15 protein-coding genes are annotated in these 20458 nt (G+C 45.4%); 7 read left to right on the forward strand and 8 right to left on the reverse strand.

Annotated elements, in window-relative coordinates; all coding sequences use genetic code 11:
• Window positions 1-33: 33 nt before the first annotated feature.
• Complete coding sequence (locus tag SPB21_RS20785) at window positions 34-1017, forward strand: glutathione S-transferase family protein (protein WP_163697578.1); 984 nt, start codon at window positions 34-36, stop codon at window positions 1015-1017.
• 3 nt (window positions 1018-1020) lie between these two features.
• On the opposite strand, the gene SPB21_RS20790 is transcribed toward SPB21_RS20785, so the two are convergent.
• On the reverse strand, window positions 1021-1539 hold the full coding sequence (locus SPB21_RS20790) for a LabA-like NYN domain-containing protein (RefSeq protein ID WP_006516329.1): 519 nt from the start codon (window positions 1537-1539) through the stop codon (window positions 1021-1023).
• Between the two features lie 853 nt (window positions 1540-2392).
• Here SPB21_RS20790 and SPB21_RS20795 point away from each other — a divergent pair.
• The gene (locus tag SPB21_RS20795; protein ID WP_163662623.1) at window positions 2393-4813 is read left to right on the forward strand and encodes a CHASE2 domain-containing protein; all 2421 of its coding nucleotides are present in this window, start codon (window positions 2393-2395) and stop codon (window positions 4811-4813) included.
• A gap of 169 nt (window positions 4814-4982) precedes the next feature.
• Here the strand turns inward: SPB21_RS20795 and SPB21_RS20800 are convergent, their stop codons facing one another.
• A complete protein-coding gene (locus SPB21_RS20800) occupies window positions 4983-6428 on the reverse strand; it encodes a FecR domain-containing protein (protein WP_499867624.1) in 1446 nt (481 codons plus the stop codon).
• Window positions 6429-6799: 371 nt separating this feature from the next.
• Between SPB21_RS20800 and SPB21_RS20805 the strand changes: the two genes are divergently transcribed.
• Window positions 6800-8038, forward strand: coding sequence for a hypothetical protein (locus SPB21_RS20805; RefSeq protein WP_163662628.1), 1239 nt, complete (start codon window positions 6800-6802; stop codon window positions 8036-8038).
• Here the strand turns inward: SPB21_RS20805 and SPB21_RS20810 are convergent.
• The 4 genes from SPB21_RS20810 to SPB21_RS20825 form a co-directional block, all read right to left on the reverse strand.
• On the reverse strand, window positions 8035-9102 hold the full coding sequence (locus SPB21_RS20810; RefSeq protein WP_163662631.1) for a 3-deoxy-7-phosphoheptulonate synthase: 1068 nt from the start codon (window positions 9100-9102) through the stop codon (window positions 8035-8037). The genes SPB21_RS20805 and SPB21_RS20810 overlap by 4 nt on opposite strands.
• A gap of 137 nt (window positions 9103-9239) precedes the next feature.
• Window positions 9240-9530 carry a DUF7734 family protein gene (locus tag SPB21_RS20815; RefSeq protein WP_006516334.1) on the reverse strand — a complete coding sequence of 97 codons (291 nt, stop codon included), beginning with the start codon at window positions 9528-9530 and terminating at the stop codon, window positions 9240-9242.
• 3 nt (window positions 9531-9533) lie between these two features.
• A complete protein-coding gene (locus SPB21_RS20820) occupies window positions 9534-10130 on the reverse strand; it encodes a DUF3177 family protein (RefSeq protein WP_163697573.1) in 597 nt (198 codons plus the stop codon).
• 195 nt (window positions 10131-10325) lie between these two features.
• On the reverse strand, window positions 10326-10550 hold the full coding sequence (locus SPB21_RS20825) for a Calvin cycle protein CP12 (RefSeq protein ID WP_006516336.1): 225 nt from the start codon (window positions 10548-10550) through the stop codon (window positions 10326-10328).
• 449 nt (window positions 10551-10999) lie between these two features.
• Between SPB21_RS20825 and SPB21_RS20830 the strand changes: the two genes are divergently transcribed.
• Window positions 11000-12229, forward strand: coding sequence for an FIST signal transduction protein (locus SPB21_RS20830; protein WP_163697571.1), 1230 nt, complete (start codon window positions 11000-11002; stop codon window positions 12227-12229).
• 48 nt (window positions 12230-12277) lie between these two features.
• Here SPB21_RS20830 and SPB21_RS20835 read toward each other — a convergent pair whose 3' ends face one another.
• Window positions 12278-12841 (reverse strand): hypothetical protein, encoded by a 564-nt coding sequence (locus SPB21_RS20835; RefSeq protein WP_163697570.1) that lies wholly within the window; start codon window positions 12839-12841, stop codon window positions 12278-12280.
• A 487-nt stretch (window positions 12842-13328) separates the two neighbouring features.
• Here SPB21_RS20835 and SPB21_RS20840 point away from each other — a divergent pair, with 487 nt between their 5' ends.
• Window positions 13329-13778, forward strand: a complete 450-nt coding sequence (locus SPB21_RS20840; protein WP_006516339.1) for an HmpF-related protein — start codon at window positions 13329-13331, stop codon at window positions 13776-13778.
• Between the two features lie 112 nt (window positions 13779-13890).
• Here SPB21_RS20840 and SPB21_RS20845 read toward each other — a convergent pair whose 3' ends face one another.
• Window positions 13891-15816: an ABC1 kinase family protein gene (locus SPB21_RS20845; RefSeq protein WP_163662643.1), complete on the reverse strand. Its 1926-nt coding sequence runs from the start codon at window positions 15814-15816 to the stop codon at window positions 13891-13893.
• A gap of 460 nt (window positions 15817-16276) precedes the next feature.
• Between SPB21_RS20845 and recN the strand changes: the two genes are divergently transcribed.
• Window positions 16277-17995, forward strand: a complete 1719-nt coding sequence (gene recN, locus SPB21_RS20850) for a DNA repair protein RecN (protein WP_163697558.1) — start codon at window positions 16277-16279, stop codon at window positions 17993-17995.
• Between the two features lie 373 nt (window positions 17996-18368).
• Window positions 18369-20381, forward strand: coding sequence for an EAL domain-containing protein (locus SPB21_RS20855; RefSeq protein ID WP_163697556.1), 2013 nt, complete (start codon window positions 18369-18371; stop codon window positions 20379-20381).
• Window positions 20382-20458: the final 77 nt, after the last annotated feature.

Genomic DNA, 20458 nt, shown 5'->3' on the forward strand with positions numbered 1-20458 from the left:
ACCTACTCACCTTCTGTAGACTCTCTTCTTCCCATGGCTCTCCCCCCCAGCCTGTTGATCCGTACTGCCAAAACGATCTGGACCACACTTTGGCGCACTATGATGTCCCAAATGGCCCCGAGCGATCAAGGAGGGGCCTATCAGCGACCTAAAAGTGAGTTTTGCGATCGCATTCCATCTGAACACTTTCCACCTGAAGCACAACGTTATCGCCTCATTGTGGGTATGGGGTGTCCTTGGGCCCATCGAACTCTAATTGTTCGCGCCCTTAAAGGGTTAGAAACCGCTATTCCGATTACAGTGGTCTCTCCCTCCGGTAATGAAGGCTGTTGGATATTTGAACAGCCCAGCCAAACAGACTCTTTAGGCTGCCGCACCCTGCCACAGTTTTACGCCAAAGTTAAGGCAGGTTATCAGGGACGTGCTACCGTACCAGCCCTATGGGATAGCCATACAAGCACCCTTGTTAATAACGAAAGTGCCGAGATTATTGAAATCTTGAATAGTGCTTTTAACGCTTGGTCAACCCAGCCTGACCTCGATTTATATCCTGACAAGCTCAAAACAGACATTGACCAATGGAATACTCGCATTTACAACACAGTCAATAATGGAGTTTATCGTTGCGGCTTTGCGCAAACCCAAACCGCTTATGCAAGTGCCTGCAATGAATTATTTGATACCTTAGATACTATTGACCAAACTCTAGCCCATCAGCGCTATCTCTGCGGTCATCAGTTAACGCTAGCTGACGTGCGCTTGTTCACTACCTTAATTCGCTTTGATATTGCCTACTATTGTCTATTTAAATGCAATCGCCATCGTATCGCCGAGTATGAACATCTCAGCGGTTATGTACGGGATATTTACCAACTTCCTGACATCGCTGCCACATGCGATATCAACGCCATTAAACGAGACTACTTCGGCAATCTATTTCCTCTAAACCCAGGGGGCATCATCCCCCTAGGACCAGACTTAGAAAACTTGAACGCTCCCCATGGACGAGGGAATTAGCACCTAATCCTTCTCGATGTAGCGTCTGACTGAATTTAGATCAATGTAGCGATCGGTTGCATTACGTAATTCTCGAGCAATCATACCTTCAGTCGACACTACCGTAATGTGAGTATTTTTAGAGCGCAGCAATTCAATCGCCCGCTCAAAATCACCATCGCCACTGAACAAAACAACTCGATCATATTGAGCCGCTGTATTGAACATGTCAACGACGATTTCAATATCTAGATTAGCTTTTTGGGAATAACGCCCAGAATTATCGTCATAATATTCTTTCAAGATTTTTGTACGCACCGTGTAGCCAAGACTAATGAGGGCATCACGAAAGCCACGCTGGTCTTGAGGATCTTTGAGACCTGTATACCAAAAAGCATTGATTAACGTAGACGGAACTGTTTCATGGGTAAAGTACTCAAGGACACGCTTAGGGTCAAAAAACCAGCCATTCTTCTGCTGGGCATAAAACATATTATTGCCATCTACAAATATAGAAAGTCGACTTAACGGTTGCGTATGCATAGAAGTAAAAACAATAACAATAACTGGAAACTAAATAGCTATAACCGAAGGTAAATAGTCGGCTCAACCACTTAGTAATAGTCCAGAAACAAATATAGAAAAGCAACTATACGGTTGGACTCAACTGTCCGTGATCTGTACGTAAGCCTTAACGTCAGGAAAGATACAGAATATAGCCCAATAGTAGGTAATTAAAACCAACTTATGTAGAGCTTGAAGGTGACGATATATAAATAATCAAAACTGTAGATGGACTTGATTGATGCAGCTTTAATTGACTAGACGTTTTTTACTTGCCTCATATGTAGAACACTTATAAAAATTCATAGAGCTTTATATCCATACCTTTTCAATTAGAATGCGCAATTTCAGCACATAAATAATCATCGCTGTATGGAACTATTTACGGCAAACAATGACAATCATCTAAAAACGCTCTAATACTTAGATAAGTCATGGCTTGAGCTAAATCTTTAACCTCGTTTTAAAGGGTCAAGTTACTACTATAAGGCAGATTTGACTATCATGCGGGGCAACCCAGAATTCCTCTAACTTTCAGCAAATCCTACTAGTGACACAGACCTACCCTTTAAAACATTCACGTCAGTACAAGAAAAATCGCTAGTACTCTCAGTCAGAATAGACTACTAGCAATAGCTTCAAGCTATTATGGTTCTAGATTGTTCGATGACCGTAATACTATCCCACAGTTTATGTAATTTTATACACCATGATTTATAAATACTGAAATTATTCAGATTGAACTACCTCTAAAGGTAGTCCCTAGTTTCATTCAGGTTGCATCATCTACTGCTTTGATTTGTACCGTGTCTAAATACCCACATTTATACGAATGAAACAAGATGGGGCAGATATCACAGCTACGCTGACATCTCAGGATCGTCTGCGTCAATTTATACCTACCATCAATTTTGCACAGCGATGGCGTGCTTGCATAAATGGCCTATTGATTGGGACAACTGCACTAGTGACTGGGCTAAGTCCTGGATTTGTTCGTTCATTAGAGCATCAGGGGCAGGCATTGATGTGGGAATTACGAGGTGAGATCGCAGCCCCAGATGACATCATTATCTTAGCTATAGATGAAGAATCTTTATCCCAAGGGCAACATTTTTTAGATCAGCCTGAAGCATATCCAGAATTAGCAGCCATAGGTTCATGGCCGTGGCCACGGGCGACCTATGCTTCAGCAATAGACAAAATTTTAAACGCTGGCGCAAAATCTATTGCTTTAGATATTGTCTTCGCATTACCTAGCAGCTATGGTCCTGAAGATGACAAAGCCTTTGCTGAAGTTCTAGCTGATAAGGGGTCACAGGTAGTGTTGGCTGCAGAGTATGGTGATATCGATCTGCGGCAAGGCTCATTACTACAACCAACGTTACCCTTGCCAGACTTTCGAGAAATGCCAGTTCAAGTTGGTGCAATTAACTTTATCTTGGAACCTAACGGCAAGATTCATCGTCTCAGCCGTGAATTTCTTAAAACACTTCAGGTCGTCGAAGCAGAACTCTTAGGTGAAGATTTAGTTCTAGAAAGTAGCTCAGACCCTTCAGTTTTAAGCTTTGCCGAAGCTACCTTAAAGGCATCTCAAGTTGACTATACCAACAGTAGTGGCGATCACATTTTCTTTCATGGTCCGGCAAAAACCTTCCAACATATTCCTTTTTGGTATCTGTTAGATGACGAGCTGTGGAAATCTCAGTTGGATAATGGTCGTTTTTTTGAGGACAAAATTGTTCTCGTAGGCTCTACAGCTTCACTACATCAAGACTTTCATGCAGCTCCTTTTTCTAAAAGTTGGTTACATTCTACGCCTATGGCTGGGGTGGAAATCTTAGCCAACACTGTTGCAACGCTCAGAGATGACCTGGCACTATATTCTCTGGTGCAAAGCCCCCTACCCAGTGCTTTAATTGTGGCTGGCTGGTTAGGAGGAATGGCCATAGTCATTGGTAGAATCTCATCTCGAACACCATTTCGCCGACTGGTGGGAGCTACTGCATCGGGCTTGGCTTGGGGACTCGTAAGTTTTGTTGTCTTTACGACAGGAGGCATTTTTGTTCCCATTGCCATGCCAATTTTAAGTGTATTGGGATTTGCCATGGCTGACTTTGCCATTGGCTTCTTTAGTGAGCAGCTACAGAAAAAGACATTACGTAGCACCTTGGCACGTTATGTAACGTCCCCTATTGTTCAAGAAATTATTAGTCAACAAGATGACTTTAAAGATTTGCTGGCGGCCCATGAGAGTGAGATAATTGGCACTCTCTTAAGCGAACGTTATCGCATCAGTAAGATTTTGGGTTCAGGTGGATTTGGCGACACATATCTTGCAAAAGATATGCAGCGTCCTGGCAATCCTATCTGCGTCGTCAAACAACTAAAAATTGTTAGTGATAATCCCAGAGCTCACCAACTAGCCCAACGTTTGTTTGCATCAGAAGCTACCACCTTAGAAAGGTTAGGTGAACACGATCAAATCCCACGCCTGTTAGCGTATTTTGAATCTAATTATTCCTTCTATCTAGTTCAAGAAATGATTGAAGGGACATTACTCAAAGATAAGCTCAATCCACAGCGGCCAATGTCACAGCGCTCAGCCGCCCAGTTTTTACTGGATTTATTGCCAGTCATTCAAACAGTCCATGCCCAGGGCGTTATTCATCGTGACATCAAACCATCCAATATCATCTCTCGCAATAACGATCAGCGGTATGTTCTAATCGATTTTGGCGCTGTCAAACAAATTTCTAATCGTCTCACGGATACCAATGCTCGCATCACTTCAACTGTTGGCATTGGTACTCAAGGCTATATGCCCAGCGAACAATCGGCTGGTTTACCAAATTTTAGTAGCGATCTCTATGCTCTGGGAGTAACAACGATAGAGGCCCTCACAGGGTTACCCCCCCATGCACTTCAGCGCGATTCTCACGGAGAAATTATCTGGACCGATAAAGTCCCAGGCTTAGATCCTGGTCTGGCTAACGTTATCGATAAGATGGTGCGATATGACTTTAACCAAAGATACGCAACAGCTCAAGCTGTTCTTAAGGATATCCGAAAATTAAAGCTAGAGTTTTTATCAGAAGCAGCCCCTGAGAAAGAAATTCCTGCTCAAAGTCTTCCTGAAGATGACGAAGAAGCTAAGCTATCTACGGTCATTTTGCCAACTGATTGGAACCAAAACTATAAGCTACCCAATGCAACTACGGTGCTGGATAAGCAGGATGAGTTAGATGTTGGTTAATTTTATAGCCACACAGAATTACGCCGCTCCATTCCACTCAAGCACATTATTAAGTAATTAATACTCAAAATTAAAGGCTTTTTCTTAAGAATGCTGAAATAGCGATTTTGTCAGTACGATTCATCCCCATCCATCAGCAATGGCGAAAAAATATTGCAAACTAACAATATCAATTGACAGTTGAGCCATCAATTGAAAAATTGGGCCCCTGCAAGACGTCAGGATCGTTAGCACCAGAGGGTTGTTGCCAGTTAAATTCTTCAGAATCCACAGGTACCCGATCAGGTTCTAAATCAGGTGTTACGACTTCTGGCGGATTAGTGACCACTGGCGTAGTCGGAATTTCAGGCGTAGGCTTGGAAATCGGAGTTGAGGGCACCTCAGGCTGTGTCGGTGTTGAGACAATTGTGGGCACTTCGGGTTGCGTTGGCGTCGTTGGTACCGTTGGAGTAGAAGGTACCTCAGGCTGTGTCGGTGTTGAGACAATTGTGGGCACTTCGGGTTGCGTTGGCGTTACCGTTGTTGGCACCTCCGGAGTCGCAGGAGATGACACACCTACAGTAGGCCCCCCCGATGAGATACCCCTATTTGTATTATTGAAGGCCTCTCTTACAATGGCACTAGTTACAGTTGTGTCAACTTCTCTTGGCACCTCAGTGACCGTCACCGTAGCAGGATCCTCTGATTGAGAAGTTACAACTTGCCCACTTGTGCCGTGGAAGGCAGCAGCAGGTGAAGATGCGAACGGTGGGAAATCAACAAAAAAATCGTCTCCTGCGGTTTCATTTAGCTCATCATGAAAAGCATTGACGACTGGCGCAATAAAACCAGGGTTCTCAACTATTTCTTCCACTAAACCCTGATTATCAAAATCTCCTTGAAGTTTTAGAGCATCCTGAATCTCTTGCCAGACTTCCTGAAGCTCCAAAGGCAAATTGGCAGGAGGAGTAGAACTATCAAGTTGCAACCCCTCTACTAACCCACTTGTCTCGTAAAAAGTTTTTAAATCAAATTGGTGCCGCTGGGTGATGACATCACCCTCAATGACCACCATTTCTCCTGCATAAATAGGCTGCTGTTGAAAGCCGCTTCCACTGTAAGCAACCATGGGACCAGCAGGATTATTAGTTAGAGCTCCAACTAAAGTTACAGGAGATGGACAGTGGCCTTCAGATGACAGTTCTGCTAGACAACGCACACGAACAAATAAAGCAGAGCCCTGAATCCCGGTAACTGCATTGGGCGTTTGTATAGTGGTGCGACCACGACCGGGCGGAATCAACAATAGGACAGTCCCATTGGACAATTGAAAATTACGGGTATTGGGAGTGAATCGAAAGGTAGCTTGCTCGCCAACCCGCGCCAGAGAACCATCGTTGAAACTTAGCTCAGCTCGCGATGATGCAGCTGTACGAAGAGCATCACCCACACCCATAACGTCCGCAACTCTTGCACGTCGGGCATTACGATTATTAGGAATAAGGTGCACCCGGTTACGCAATCTCTCAACCTTAGCCCAAGTAAGAGTGGACTGAGCTAAAGCGGCGCTTGGCAGCCCAAAAATTAGAGCAGCACCCAGTAAAAGCGAATACCAGCGAGCAGAAACTTTGCACATAGTGAAGCAAGGGCTAATGGGCAGAAGTACTGGGCAAATACACCGGGCAGAAGCTTTTCCTCTGCTCCATTAGTAATAGTACCTAACTTTCCAGCATCATGGCCATAGTGTATTCATACTTTCTTTAAATTGCTACCCAAATTTTGTAATTTACCTGGTCTTTATCCTGATTGTTCGGTATTTTTTTGAGTCTGGGAAGAATGCTTTAAGTATTTAGACAGACGACATCAATCCATAGTGGTAGTTCTTGTGAACTATAGTTACAAATGCTGCGCTTTTCTGGGGATATCAAGACTCAGCTCAGTCTTTCATGTTGGGAAAATTAATTAGATATACAGATAGGTTAATTAGTATTGATGGAAAATTAGTTGATGATGAGGCTGTTTTCTGGGCCATTGGCGAGCATACAGTTTTTGGCAGTGTGCCTAGGAAGTTGGGGAGGACTGAGCCATCAAGCGGATGCTCAGTCGTCACTTCCATTAAAAAGAGTCATTGATAGGCGACCAGCAGCTACAGAGCTACTTGAAACAACGGGTACACCTGTGCCTTTAACAGAGCCATTCACCTATCTAGAGCATAAGCAATTCTTGACCGCCAGGAAGAATGTTACGGGTGTTAGCTTTCCGTCAAAGCTATTAGAGCAGTCTTCCGAAATATCTTTTGAGGATAGCGACAACGATCGCAATATTGGTAGCGTCAGCCTGGAGATTGCAGAGGATGAAGAACTCGGCACTGAAGATGAATCACAAACTGACGAAGATGAAGATGAAAGAAACGGAGCAATTGATGATGAGCTAGGTATTTTACGGGTGCGATCGCAACCCATTGGCATTGATAGTGAGCTAGGGATCCTGCGCATTCGCCCCACTGAAGATGTGCCCCTGGAAGTAGAGCCAGAACCTACACGGCAAACAACCGTCTTTCTAACAGGTCGAGCTAACGTCTACGGAGGCAACAACCTCTTCCGCACTCCCAACCCCATTGACGATCGCATTTATCAAACAGGAATCGGTGTTTTCGCATTTCCACGCATTGCAGACGGCACTAATTTGTTGCTCAGCGCCGAAGCCAATCTAGCTCGCTATGAAGACCTATCTATCGTCGATTACAACGAATTACAGTTTCAAGCAGGCATTCGTCAGCGTTTAGGGCAAAGCAGCTATGGACAGCTGAATTGGCGTTATCAGGATCTCAGCACCCCTGGTAGCGACTCATTTTTTCAGGCCAACTATGTCGAGTTGCTGCTTAGTCGGCGTGACATTCTCAATAACCGCACCTGGTTAGACACTTACTATCAGGCTCGTTTGAGCATTAGCGATCCAAAAGCATTCAGTCGCTTCACTCAGATCGCCACTGGCTCTATCAACTACGGTTTTGATCCTCAAACTCGCGTAAGCTTCTTATATCAGCTGTTTCTCGATGACTACACAGAAATAGAGCGCCACGATACCTATCATCAGATCCTGGCTCAGTTTAGCCACGACCTATCAAGTACAACTCGATTGAGCTTATTCACTGGATTTCGATTTGGTCGATCTTCTCTGTCGAATGTCGACTTTGATGACATTATTTACGGTGCAAGTATTAACGTCAATGTGCCTCTTTTTTAAAGGGACGCAGCTGAGAGATGCGGTTCAACAGCGGCAGCAAGCTGTTCTAGCATGACTTGGGTTGTTTCAAAATCAACACAGGCATCAGTAATGCTTTGACCATAGACGAGGTCATCTAAATTTTCAGGAATTGATTGACGGCCAGCTTTAATGTGGCTTTCTATCATTACCCCAAGAATATGGCGAGAACCGGTTTTGAGCTGGTCTGCTAAACTTTCGAGAACCACAGACTGCTGTTGGTGTTGCTTGTTAGCATTGGCATGACTACAGTCCACCATCAAGCGGGGATTGAGGCCTGCTTTGGAGAGCTGCTGCACAGCCTGTTGAACATTTTGCTCATCATAATTAGGTCCATTCTTGCCACCCCGTAACACCAAATGACCATCGGGATTACCTGTGGTTGCTACGATGCTGGCAAGGCCGCTGTGGTTGATCCCCAGAAAATGGTGAGCGCGACTGGCTGCCATCATGGCGTTGGTCGCAGCCTGCAAACTACCATCAGTATTGTTTTTAAAACCAATGGGCATGGATAACCCCGACGCCATTTCGCGATGGGTTTGGCTTTCGGTAGTACGAGCGCCAATGGCTGTCCAAGAAATGACATCAGCAATATATTGAGGCGTGATTGGATCTAATAGCTCGGTTGCCGCTGGCAACCCCATCTCCGCAAGATCAATCAACAACTGACGGGCCAGGCGCAACCCCCGGTTGATGTCATAGCTGCCATCCAAGTGGGGGTCATTGATCAGCCCTTTCCAACCAATGTTGGTGCGAGGCTTTTCAAAGTAAACTCGCATCACAATTTCAAGCTGACCTGCTAGAGCTTCCCGTAGTTTCACTAACCGGCGGCCATAATCATGGGCAGCATCTACATCATGCACAGAGCAAGGCCCCACAATGACAAGTAGGCGACGATCTTCGTTGTAGAGAATATTGCGGATGCGATCGCGAGTTTGGGCGACCAGAGCCGCAGCCGATTGAGTTAAAGGCAGCTCCGCATGGAGCAGAGCGGGACTGATCAGTGGTCGAGTCTCAACTACGTGTAAATCTTGCGTTTGATACATAACCAGGAAAAATCGCGATGTAAAGCTAGCAAAACAGCCAGTCCCACACAGGATTACATTGGGGACGACCTAGGATACCGCAGCTTGTATCTATTGTGACAGGTCTTGAACGTAACGCGTGTGACCTGAAGGATTAGTTAGGAGTTTAAACGTTGGGAAAAGTCTGCCCAACTAATCTGCCGTTCTAGATAATTTGGACAGTCAGGTTGATAGGGACTCGCCAACCGGTCAATCGTAGTAATGACAGCATCATCAGGTAACACTGGCACATCTGGGTCTGCGGCAGTTGGTCGCATCAGAGAGCTAGAAAAGCCTCGAAAGACAAGAATTTCATCTATTTCTCCATCGATCTCAACAGTCACCAATAAAACCTCTTGGAGGTTTTGCAACGTATATTGCTCAAGTTGTTTCTCAATTGAAATAGCCATGATCTACTGGTTGAGTGCTGACCGTCCTTGACGTCCCAACTTTACAAAAATAAAGTAGCTCAGGGTTAGCAGGTAAATGACTAACGCTAAAATTGCCCAGAATCCCAGGAATCCAGGGGTAAAGCCAGTATGAAAGGATTGCCTAAATAACTTGGGAGCCTCCAACCAAACTTGGCAACTTTCAGCGGCAAAAGCAACACGAGAAAAACTACACCGCAAAAAGGGTAGCTGGAAAAGCAAACCTAAACCGCAGTAGAACGTTAGCGCCCAGCGCCAAGATGTAAACACAAGTTTTAACCCAGAGAAGGGTTGCTCTCGAAGTTCTTCATTGAGATCGGCCCAGAACCACAAAGATACGGGCATCATGACCCTCGCCATGACAGCAGTCAAAAAGCTGAAGGGTAACCCTGCAATCATCAGATAAACGGTAATTGCCAGCAGGCTAGAGACTTTCCAATAGATCACTAACAGCTGCTGAATCACTTCCGCTCGGCCAATGAGTCCCCATACTAAAAGGAGTAAGGGGAATAAAACCGTGAATATTACGGCCAGGCGATAGTCCATCCAAACCAATGACTGTAGGAGTTCAGAACTCGGCATAGAAATTATGGCGTGCTATCAAAACGCTCTCTAGGTTAACACCGTTGGGCCGCGAGAATAGAGAGCCATCCCCCTCTTCTAGCACTATTAAGGCCGAGCTCCTTTTATGGGAGCTCGGCCTAATGTACCCAATCAGACTAATCATTCAGCTCTACGGCATTAAATTATCAGTCTTACAAGAATCACAGCCTGTGCTTAGTCCTCATATATGCGGCACTCATCTGCCTCAGGGTTTTCATCGCAGTAGGTTTCAAAATTGGTCTTTGGCTTCTCAGATTCACGCTGGTGAGAGGCTTCAGCTTGAAGTTCTTCCACAGCATCCCAAGCAGCTGCACATGCATCAGAACCGCTACCGTCAGTGGTGCAGACATCTCGAGCTGCTTTGATTTCTTCAGAGATCTTTTCTTGAATATCGCTCATAGCTTTTAATTATCTACCTTTACTTTCAACGAAGTATTTGATTTGAAAGTGTGCTTATAGCAGTTGCCAGTGGCCTGCTTAGAGTTCCCCACTGAGAACAGCATTGCATGGAGGTGGTTTACCCTTCTATGTTAGCTTCGGTTTTTTCAAACTCGTTGTATCTAAAGAAGCATTTTGCAATTAATGGAACTGCTCCAGCAGCAAGGTATGCTTTAAAGCCGCAGATATACCTAACACCTGGGTAAGGTTAGCTTGTAAAGCCTAGCTTTATAGCCACATTATGTAGAATCTTGTAGCCAAGACAGTCTAAGTCCATCGGATGAAGGCATCAATAGAGTCGTTGCTCCCCTCTGGAATTTAACTTAACGGCAATAGGCTGGAAGCTAGACTATTAACATCTTGATTTATTTTTGAGAGTATTGAGTTTGCCATCATCGCCACCAAACGCTATGAAATGGGCTAGTGCCGTCTCTACCCATCCTTCACTGGAATTAGCACTGCGGGAGGTGATTGAGCGGGTATTAACCCAGCTAGAAATGGCACCTAACTTAGCCATTATCTTTATTTCATCAGCCTTTGCTAGTGAATATTCCCGTGTATTGCCTTTACTCAAAGGTCCTCTGGGTGGTGCCCACATCGTTGGCTGCAGTGGCGGCGGAGTGATTGGCAGAAGTAATACAGGTGAGTTAGTTGAAGTCGAAGAAACCGCAGGAATCAGTCTAACCGTTGCCTATCTTCCCGATGTCAACATCCAGGGATTTCATTTGTCAATTGATGAACTCCCTGATTTAGATAGTCCTCCTAGCGAATGGACTGAAATCATTGGCGTGTCACCGGCAGAGAAACCTCACTTTTTATTAATGGCCGATCCCTTTGCATCAGGAATGAATGACCTTCTACAAGGGTTAGATTTTGCCTATCCAGAATCAGTCAAGGTGGGAGGACTCGCAGGCATCGAAAGTATTAGCCGTAGCTGTGGACTCTTCTGCGGGCAACAGCTCTATCGCCAAGGCGTCGTGGGGGTAGCCCTGTCGGGCAACATCGTCATTGATGCCATTGTCGCCCAGGGATGCCGTCCCATAGGTCCCACCTTTCGCGTAGTCGAAGGGGACCGCAATGTCGTGACGAAAGTAGCAGCTCAAGCCTCCCAAAATGAAGCTGATACCCAAACGCCCTTGGAAGCACTCCAGGAATTGTTCCAGGATTTAGATGAAACTGATCGACAACTGGCTCAAGAATCATTATTTATTGGTCTTGCGCAAAGTAGCTTTAAACAAGCCTTAGGACAGGGTGATTTTCTTATTCGCAACCTGGTGGGAGTAGACCCAAAAGTGGGTGCCATTGCCATTGCCGATCGAATTCGTCCAGGTCAGAGAATTCAGTTCCATCTGCGAGATGCTCACACGGCTAAAGACGACTTGGTAGCACTGCTGAAAACCTACCGATTGGAAAATCAAGCACGATCTGCTCCGTCGGGCGCATTGCTGTTTGCCTGCAATGGACGAGGTACCAGTCTATTTGATACGCCTAACTGTGACACAAAACAGTTTAGTAGCCAGCTGGGACCAGTGCCGCTGGGAGGTTTTTTTTGTAGTGGCGAAATTGGTCCCGTTGGAAATACAACGTTTCTCCACGGTTTTACTTCAGTATTTGGGATTTGCCGAGAATTGGACAAGTAAGTTTTTACTGGCTAACTCCAGACAGTTTCTCATGACGTATGCTCACACTTACTTATCAGGATTAGAAGATAGCTCAGTCACAGTTGCAGCAATTTCCCATAAGGTCCCCTGGGGTAAGGTCTTAATAAATTGCCAGGCCTCTTGTAATTGCTGACGTCCGCAAGCAGTGCCCAACTGACTAAGACTGCTAAACAGTGCGATCGCAATGGCACAGACCAACATTCGACGCATTGGCCATAGGGACCAAGCTCCCCACGCCTGTTGTGATGAGTTAGGCACTTGCAAGGATGGTTGGGATGGTACCGGCGCTGTTCGAATTGCCTGACGCAACATCAACAACCTTTGATACATTTGCTGGGTATTGGGATCGTCCATCAGCCACTGAGCTACAAGCTTCCGCTCTTCAGCAGTGACTTCGTCATCTAGATAGGCACTGAGAAGTTCAAAACGAGCTTCTTCGTCATAACTGTCACGATTAGACGTCCTTTGGTCAGAGGCATCAACCGCAGAAAACTCACGATGTTCGCCACCGGCATGCTTTTGTGAACCATCCAAAGGTTCACAATTACCAGACGAGCCACTTTTATGAGGCTGAGCATGATGAAAGGACATAATTTGGACTCTACTTAATTAGTAACCCTAAACTCTGAAAGCAAATCCCCTAAGAGATATAAGCGTAGCGTCTGTTCCAAAGACCCTCGTCTTTACCCAAGGCGAAAGGAAGGTATTTGAAACCAGACGATCTACATTTGTAAACAGCGTCTTAACTATTGCACTTGAGATATCAGACGTTGGGCATAGCAAAAAGTATCCGGAACGCAAAGACTTTTTTGACGGAATTTAAATCATATTTAAGTAATCCGAACGCGGTCCTTGATAAAACCCACCCTTATTTTGAGCTGAGGCTGAGAGCAGTAGCCGAATAAAATTATTCATCGAATTATGACTCGCTCAATGGTAATCTGAAGACCCCATAAGTTCAATTTTGTGTCCCTTTATACGAGACAGGTACGAAATCTTGACGAACCTCCCCGACAGAGCAGATAAACGGCGTAGGGGGTAAGGGTATACTAGGTTTTAGCCGTTTGCTTATCCAACCATGCAGCACTTGGCCAAAGTTTGCCACACCACGTCTGAGGGCGCGCCTGTCTTACAATTTCTGGCGCGTCAGCTCGAAGACTATCTTTGGGAATTATCTATCGGTGATCAAGAAGTCGTATCTACTCTACCTGTAACTTTTAATGAAGGCACCCTAGTTTTAGTGGAGCTAGATGCGTCAAATCAAGTGGTTGATATCCAGGAAGCAACGGACTGGATTTTAGATTTAGTGTCTCAATTTTTGACCCAGGGGGTGACCCCACAGTTTTTCCATCAAGAAGTTGAGCGGGCCGAACAGTGGCGTCAGTCTCTAACGTTGCAGAGCCAGGAAATTCGTCGTCGAGCTTTAGAGACTGCTGCTCGACGCGACGAAATTCAAGCATTAGAAAAAAAACTCAGGCTGGAACAGGAAGAAATCGAGCGACAGAACGAAACTCAATCAACACAGTAGAGGTGCAGTCGCTATAGAGCGACAGAACGAAACTCAATCAACACAATAGGGGAGCCGTCGCTGTTGCATGCTTACTCGAATCAGGCCTTAGCTTTACCTAACACGCCAAATTTTATGCCGACTTTTGGGCGGATAAAAGAGGCGCACTGACAGAAACCGACTGCGGTTGAGTCGTCGTTTGCAGAAAAATACCGCGAAGTAGCCTAGCAGCCGCACGCTGTGCTAGATTTCGAGCCACGCGCTGCCCCATCTGACGAGTCTCTGGTTTAGAAAGGACTTGAGGCACTAGTTTGACGACAGTGCCACCACTCACCCCCTTAGTTTCTCCCAAAAGACCTACGATACGGCTGATATGCTCCCAATCTTTGGAAGATGGACCGACAGCAACAGTGGGTTTAGTAGGCTCACTCTTGACTGCGATTTGCAGACGTTGGACTAAGCTATGGCCAAACTGATCAAGACTTTTAGCCAACTCATCCGCAAGATAGTCACGAATGTGATCGCCACGCTCTGAGAACAAATAGTCAATGGTTTGCTGTAAAACCTTTTCCAAGTCGTAGTCCTGACTCGAACGAGCATTGCGCAAAAGATTTTCCAGACGGTTCCAACGGAAATCACCATCCTTAAACAAAAGCTCTTGCAGGGATCGACGTAATTCTGGAGAGGGATCAGTCAGCAACCGCTTAGCCACATAGGGATAGGCCTTACTCAGCACCTTAAAGTTAGGATCAACGCTAATAGCGATACCATCCAGGGTGACAAGGGAACGAATAATCAGGGCGTAATAGGCAGGCACCCGAAATGGATATTCATACATCAGGGCTGAAAACTCATCCGTGATGCTTTTGAGGTTAAGCTCTGCCACTGAAGCACCTAAAGCATTGTTAAAAACAGTGGCCAATGCCGGAATAATAGGATTTAAGTCAGTTTCAGGCGTAAGAAATTCTAATTTGACGTAATCGTGAGCTAAACCATCAAAATCGCGATTTACCATATGAACAATCGCTTCAATCAAACCGTAGCGCTGATAATCCTCTACGGTACACATCATGCCAAAGTCGAGATAGGCCAATTTGCCATTGTCGGTTACGAGTAAATTGCCAGGGTGAGGATCAGCATGGAAAAACCCATGTTCCAACAGCTGCCTGAGGGAACATTGCACTCCAATTTCAACAATTTCAGTCGCCTTTAGTCCCTTAGATTCAAGTGCCTGGGGTTCGGTCAGTTTAGTGCCATTAATCCACTCCATGGTCAGCACTCGACGAGCCGTCAGCTCAGTGTAAATCTTCGGCACAATGATGTCAGGCATATAGCCATAGAGGGCCTCAAACAGCTGGGCATTTTCTCCTTCATGGTTATAGTCCATCTCCTCAAAGATGCGGGTGCCAAACTCATCCATGATGCTGACTAAGTCACTGCGCACCACACTCAAGTTATTACACGCCCACTGTGCTAATCGTCGTAACAGGTAAATATCACGGGTAATTTGGGCAGTCAGCCCTGGCCGCTGCACCTTAATGGCCACATATTCACCCGTTTGCAATTTACCTTTATAGACTTGTCCCAGGGAAGCCGCAGCGACTGGATTTGGTGAGATCTCACCATAGATAATGGATGGGTCCTGGCCCAGATCTTCTCGAATCAGACGAAAGGCAATTTCGTTTGAAAAAGGAGGAATCTGATCTTGCAACTTGACTAGTTCCTCCATAAAAGCAGGAGGCACCAAATCAGGCCGTGTGGATAGGGCCTGGCCAATTTTGATGTAGGCAGGCCCTAGTTTAGTCAACGCTTCCCTAAGCTGGACAGCACGTTTAACTTCATTCTTAGCTTGACCGCCAGTTTGCTTATCCCAAAGAGCGGCAAGACCCAATCCAAGAAATGTCCAAACGAGCTCTAGCAATCGCAGAATAATTTGGAATGGTCGAGAGCGATAGTAACGTTCAATCGCCACCGGATCATAAGTGAGCAGCTCATCTAAAGATCGTACTGGCGACACCATAGGATCATTCAGGCTAGAGGACATTGACGCAGCACGCATAGGTTATATCTCTATTATCTATAAGCTTTTAAATAAGTGCGATCGCGACTTAGCGATATATCATTTGGCTCAATGAAACTAACACCAAGCCTGGCATACTTGTTAACTATTGTAACAAGTCCCCCCGTCGTTCCTCATCCCCTAGCGTCAATATCAGCATAATTTGCTCGGCAGGAAAGCGACAGTCGAAGAAACCGAAGTTCCTACCCACTACTTTCCTTCAAGCTGCATCAAAATGTCCTTAGCGATCTTCAGTGCCATAATTGTCGCCTAAAAAAGCGTAAGGATTTTATATGTCGGCAGCAACTGGCACTTCACCGATGATTTTCACAGTAAAAAATCCACAGTAAAATTGATTAGCTCGCCGACCGAGCAGTGCCGTTATTTGGCTGTCCCACACTGTGATCTGGTTTAGTCGTCACATCTCTTTATTAACACTTGCATCCAGGAGGCAATGGCCATGCTAACCTCCTTAAAAATCGATAATTTTACCCTGATCGATCAGCTTGAATTATCGCTACAGCCTGGCCTCAATGTACTGACCGGAGAAACAGGAGCCGGTAAATCTATTATTCTCGATGCCATTGATACAGTCCTGGGAGGAAAAGCCAGTGGGCGGTTAGTGCGTACCGGCTCGAAAAAAGCCGTAATCGAAGCTACTTTCCATGCACCTCCTGCCGTAGCCGACTGGCTCACAGCCAACGATATCCCGTTCAACGGCGATGGCTTACGATGTACCCGCGAACTCACTACAGGCAGAGGCAGCGTCCGTAGTCGTAGTCGACTCAATGACGTTGTCGTCAAAAAGAATCAATTAGAAGAGCTGCGGCGCTTATTAGTAGAAATTACCGCTCAAGGGCAAACAGTTCAGCTCGGGTCTGTAGATGCTCAGCGCAATTGGCTAGATGGCTTTGGCGGTAATCCACAATTACAACAACGCCAGGTAGTGGCCCAAGCTTACACAGCCGCCAGCAATGCACAACAGGCTCTAGACCGTCGTCATCGCGCTGAACAACAACGGCAACAGCAGCTAGATTTATTTGAATATCACGCCCAAGACCTGAGCGGAGCTAACTTGCAAGAACCAGATGAACTAGATCGCTTAAAGCAAGAGCATCAACGCCTGAGCCATAGCGTCGAGCTACAAAAACAAAGCTACGAGGCTTACCAAGTGCTCTATGAAAGTGACGGTAGCTTTGACAGCTGCTCTGACTTACTAGGACGAGTAGAACAGCTACTCAGCTCCATGCAGCGCTTTGATGAAGACGTCACACCCATACTGGATCTCGTCAGCGATGCCCTGGCCCAAGCAGAAGAAGCAGGTCGTCAAATCAATACCTATGGTGAAAATTTAGAGACAGACCCAACTCGTTTAGCTGAGGTTGAAGAACGCATGAGTTATCTCAAGCAGCTATGTCGGAAATATGGGCGTGATTTACCCGAGTTAATTGAGTATTACCAAGAAATTCAAGTGGCTCTAGATGCGCTCAATGGTGACGGGCAAACCATTGAAGCGTTAGAAGCAGCGAATGAACAAGCCCAAACCACATTAGAAGCTGAATGTGCAAAGCTCACCAAACTTCGCAAGAAAGCGGCAAAACGATTGGAATCACAGCTGGTTGAGGAACTCAAACCCTTAGCTATGGAGCGGGTCAAGTTCAAAGCCGATTTGAGCCCCCTGGAATCCCCACAACCCCATGGAGCCGATGTGGTTGAATTTCTGTTTAGTCCCAACCCCGGCGAGCCCTTACAACCACTGACAGAAACTGCTTCTGGTGGAGAAATGAGCCGTTTTTTACTAGCTTTCAAAGCCTGTTTTACCAAAGTAGATCCGATTGGCACCCTCATATTTGATGAAATTGACGTAGGTGTTTCAGGACGTGTTGCTCAGACAATTGCAGAAAAGCTTTATCAGTTAAGTCAGAATCGCCAAGTGCTCTGTGTTACTCATCAACCCTTAGTTGCAGCTATGGCTGATGCCCATTTTCATGTTGACAAACAAGTCGTCACAAACGGCAAAAAGAAGACCGATGAGCGAACAGTTGTTAGGGTCACTGGCTTAGATGAAGATGCCCGTCGGGAAGAGCTTGCCCAGTTAGCTGGGGGTCGCTCCCATCAGGAAGGCATTGCATTTGCTGAATCGCTTTTAGCCCAGGCAGCCTCTATCCGTGAAACTTAAGCAAGAGCCACACCCATGGGCAACGGTAACTGACTCATACGCAAGGGGCATACTGTCATCTGGGTATACGTCAGTTACCGTTGCTGAAAGGACACATCGATCCGTAAAACTCCCTAACAGCTTAGATCTAACAGCTGAAACCATCCCGAGGTTCAGCAACACCTAAGTTATACATTCCGCCACGGCTTGGGTATGTTGAACCCGAGTTCAACCATCGATTCTTGAAGGCCAAGGCAACATATACGATATTCAGCACATGCACACCGTGGGTGATAGTTGATATCAATAGGGAGTAACCGGTTACTTATCGACTCTTCATTGGCAGCAATAGTCAACATTATTGCCAGCTTATAGCTATTATCTGCTCAAAACCGTGATTAATCCTCCTGTTATTCCATGGCATGCCCTAAAGATTCCCTGGATTGGAGCAAACGCTTGTGCTTTATGGCTAATCACCTCCAGTACAACACCTGCTAACCAACTCACCAGAGACATCATCCCTAAATATGGCCCAACTTTATTACAAGCCGAGCTACAGACCAAGACAGGGTTATCTTTTGAACAGAAAGGCGTGAAAATAGGAAATACATATTTTTGGGCACAGTTAGCAAAGCAAGATACTAGATTTACTTCAGCAATCATGTGGCTGATCGTTTGCCTATGCTTAGAAAGTCTTTGGATTGGCGCATTGCTGATTGTCATATATCGCTGTCACAATCAACATACCTATCTTTTACAAGAAAATGAGAAACGATACCAAGATCTGGCGACATTGGGAGCTGATTTATTTTGGGAGTTAGATAAAGATCTAAAAATCTCCTATTTGTCTGGGAACTTTCACTATCTGCAATGTGAAGGATTAGAAGGTCAAGCCTTGGGTCAAGCCCTAAAAACTATTTCTAATTTGGAGGCCAACTGGGAGCAACTGAACGAGCGATTACTTCAGCACCAACCTCTGGAAAATTTCACTCTACGATTACACACTTCCAACACAACGCTACGCATCTTTAAACTCAACGCCCATCCTTTATTTGATGAGCATCATGTCTTTCAGGGGTATCGAGGTTTACAACGGGAAATTACAGAAGAGTACAATCTCACCCAGACAATTGCCTATCAAGCTGCCTATGACCCGTTGACGGGTTTAATTAATCGTAACGAGTTTGACACCCGACTCAGGCAAGCTATTCAGCGCGTACGTGATCGTGGGATTCAATCAGTATTGGGCTATCTGGATTTAGATCAGTTTAAGATCGTTAATGATACAGCTGGTCACCTCATCGGTGACCAGCTATTGACAGAACTTGCACAGCTGCTGCAACAAAATATTCGTAGCTCTGATAGTTTAGGGCGACTTGGTGGTGATGAGTTTGGCTTATTGCTGGAAGGTTGCTCTATAGAGCAAGGCCAAAAACTGTCTCAGCATCTCGTCGACAAAATTAAGGACTATCAATTTGTATGGCGTGGCCGCCAATTTCAGGTGGGGGTAAGTATTGGACTAGTGCCCATATTAGGTGATGCCTCTAATGTGATTGACCTACTGAGCAGAGCTGATTTGGCCTGTTATAAAGCCAAGGATCTAGGGCGAGGTCGCGTTTATTTAGCCGACCAAAATGATACAGAACTTGATCGACAACATCTTGAATTAGTCCATATCGCTAATATCCCTCAAGCAATTGAAGAAAACCGGTTTTACCTGATGGAACAACCGATCATTTCACTGCTCAATGACTCATATCAACATGTTGAAATTTTGTTGCGATTGACTGACGAGAACGGGAATATTGTTCAGCCAAATCTGTTTATCCCCATGGCAGAACGCTATGGAATGATAGGTCTTATAGACCGCTGGGTAGTGAAAACTGTGCTAACAAACTACCACCACTACTATCCTGAAGCAAACACAATAGTAGCTATCAATCTCTCAGGTAGTAGTTTAAGTGACGAGAGATTTACTGAGTTTGTGACACAGTTGTTGCAACAGTCTGCTATGCCAGCAGAACGACTATGCTTTGAAATAACTGAGACAACAACTATCTCTCAGCTCGATCAAGCACTTAAATTTATCAACACCTTGAAAAAGCTTGGTATCCGCTTTGCTTTAGACGATTTTGGCAGTGGCGTTTCTTCTTTTGGCTATTTACGACGATTACCCGTTGATTACCTCAAAATTGATGGGGATTTAATTCGGAACATTGATGAAGAAGAGTACATTCGAACAATTGTAGATATGGTCAATCAGGTGGCTATCATGATGGGCATGAAAACTATTGCTGAGTTTGCTGAAAACGATGCCATTTTAGAAAGACTGCGCACTCTGAACATAGGTTATGCTCAGGGTTACGGTATTAGTAAGCCCAGGCCCTTACCATCGATCAGCGCATAGCCCTTATACCAGTTTTTGATTTATGGTATTTGGACTAATGGAGGTGACTTTCGGAAACTTGCTGATGGCCCTCTCTG

This window comes from Leptothoe sp. ISB3NOV94-8A, from assembly GCF_043421595.1.
Classification (GTDB): Bacteria; Cyanobacteriota; Cyanobacteriia; order Phormidesmidales; family Phormidesmidaceae; genus Leptothoe; species Leptothoe turfae.

Coding starts and splice junctions, on each gene's coding strand:
- SPB21_RS20785 (WP_163697578.1), top strand. CDS start 34: ATGGCTCTCCCCCCCAGCCTGTTGATCCGTACTGCCAAAACGATCTGG.
- SPB21_RS20790 (WP_006516329.1), bottom strand. CDS start 1,539: ATGCATACGCAACCGTTAAGTCGACTTTCTATATTTGTAGATGGCAAT.
- SPB21_RS20795 (WP_163662623.1), top strand. CDS start 2,393: ATGAAACAAGATGGGGCAGATATCACAGCTACGCTGACATCTCAGGAT.
- SPB21_RS20800 (WP_499867624.1), bottom strand. CDS start 6,428: ATGTGCAAAGTTTCTGCTCGCTGGTATTCGCTTTTACTGGGTGCTGCT.
- SPB21_RS20805 (WP_163662628.1), top strand. CDS start 6,800: ATGATGAGGCTGTTTTCTGGGCCATTGGCGAGCATACAGTTTTTGGCA.
- SPB21_RS20810 (WP_163662631.1), bottom strand. CDS start 9,102: ATGTATCAAACGCAAGATTTACACGTAGTTGAGACTCGACCACTGATC.
- SPB21_RS20815 (WP_006516334.1), bottom strand. CDS start 9,530: ATGGCTATTTCAATTGAGAAACAACTTGAGCAATATACGTTGCAAAAC.
- SPB21_RS20820 (WP_163697573.1), bottom strand. CDS start 10,130: ATGCCGAGTTCTGAACTCCTACAGTCATTGGTTTGGATGGACTATCGC.
- SPB21_RS20825 (WP_006516336.1), bottom strand. CDS start 10,550: ATGAGCGATATTCAAGAAAAGATCTCTGAAGAAATCAAAGCAGCTCGA.
- SPB21_RS20830 (WP_163697571.1), top strand. CDS start 11,000: ATGAAATGGGCTAGTGCCGTCTCTACCCATCCTTCACTGGAATTAGCA.
- SPB21_RS20835 (WP_163697570.1), bottom strand. CDS start 12,841: ATGTCCTTTCATCATGCTCAGCCTCATAAAAGTGGCTCGTCTGGTAAT.
- SPB21_RS20840 (WP_006516339.1), top strand. CDS start 13,329: ATGCAGCACTTGGCCAAAGTTTGCCACACCACGTCTGAGGGCGCGCCT.
- SPB21_RS20845 (WP_163662643.1), bottom strand. CDS start 15,816: ATGCGTGCTGCGTCAATGTCCTCTAGCCTGAATGATCCTATGGTGTCG.
- recN (WP_163697558.1), top strand. CDS start 16,277: ATGCTAACCTCCTTAAAAATCGATAATTTTACCCTGATCGATCAGCTT.